The 1,007-nt window shown below is 46.0% G+C and carries 1 tRNA gene and 1 rRNA gene; both read right to left on the bottom strand.

Annotated elements, in window-relative coordinates:
• Positions 1–736: ribosomal RNA gene (locus DRF58_RS18085) — 23S ribosomal RNA — on the bottom strand; the annotation flags it as partial.
• Between the two features lie 203 nt (positions 737–939).
• A tRNA-Ala gene (locus DRF58_RS18090) sits at positions 940–1,007 on the bottom strand.

Raw genomic sequence — 1,007 nt, forward strand, 5'->3', positions numbered from 1 at the left:
TTTCAACGTCAACCGGTTCGGTCCTCCACTTTGTGTTACCAAAGCTTCAACCTGCCCATGGGTAGATCACAAGGTTTCGCGTCTAATCCTACTAACTATACGCCCTATTCAGACTCGCTTTCGCTCCGGCTCCGGACCTGAAGTCCTTAACCTCGCTAGTAAAATTAACTCGTAGGCTCATTATGCAAAAGGCACGCCGTCACCCGCCAATGGCGGGCTCCGACCGCTTGTAGGCGTACGGTTTCAGGTTCTATTTCACCCTTCTATTCGAAGTGCTTTTCACCTTTCCTTCACAGTACTTGTTCACTATCGGTCTTTCAGGAGTATTTAGCCTTGGAGGATGGTCCCCCCATATTCAGACAGGATTTCACGTGTCCCGCCATACTCATTTATCATCCAAATATGCCTTTCATATACCGGGCTATCACCGTCTTTGGCTGTTCTTTCCAGAACATTCTATTAAACATATAAAGACTTTTGGGCTAATCCGCTTTCGCTCGCCACTACTTACGGAATCTCTTCGATTTCTTTTCCTCCGGGTACTTAGATGTTTCAGTTCTCCGGGTTTGCTCCCGCCTTACGGCGGGTGACTGGTCTTCAACCAGACGGGTTGCCCCATTCGGACATCTCGGGATCAATTCGTGTGTGCCAATCCCCCGAGCTTTTCGCAGCTTACCACGTCCTTCGTCGCCTCTGAAAGCCTAGGCATCCGCCATACGCCCTTAACGATTTCTTTCCTAATTATTAATTAGTTCAGTATTTTTTTATTAGCATCGCTGCTAAAATTATTTTGTAAACTCAAACGCTTAATTGCGCTCGGTTTTCTCTTTGTGATGTTCTTATCGTTAATGTCAATGATCTTTGTTCTTTCTAACAGTCTGATGAACGAATATTGTTTTTGGCTCTATTCGTAACTTTTAAATCAAACTCCTAAAACAGTGGAGAATAAGGGAGTCGAACCCTTGACCTCCTGCGTGCAAGGCAGGCGCTCTAGCCAGCTGAGCTAA

Source organism: Epilithonimonas hispanica, from assembly GCF_003385395.1.
Classification (GTDB): Bacteria; Bacteroidota; Bacteroidia; order Flavobacteriales; family Weeksellaceae; genus Epilithonimonas; species Epilithonimonas hispanica.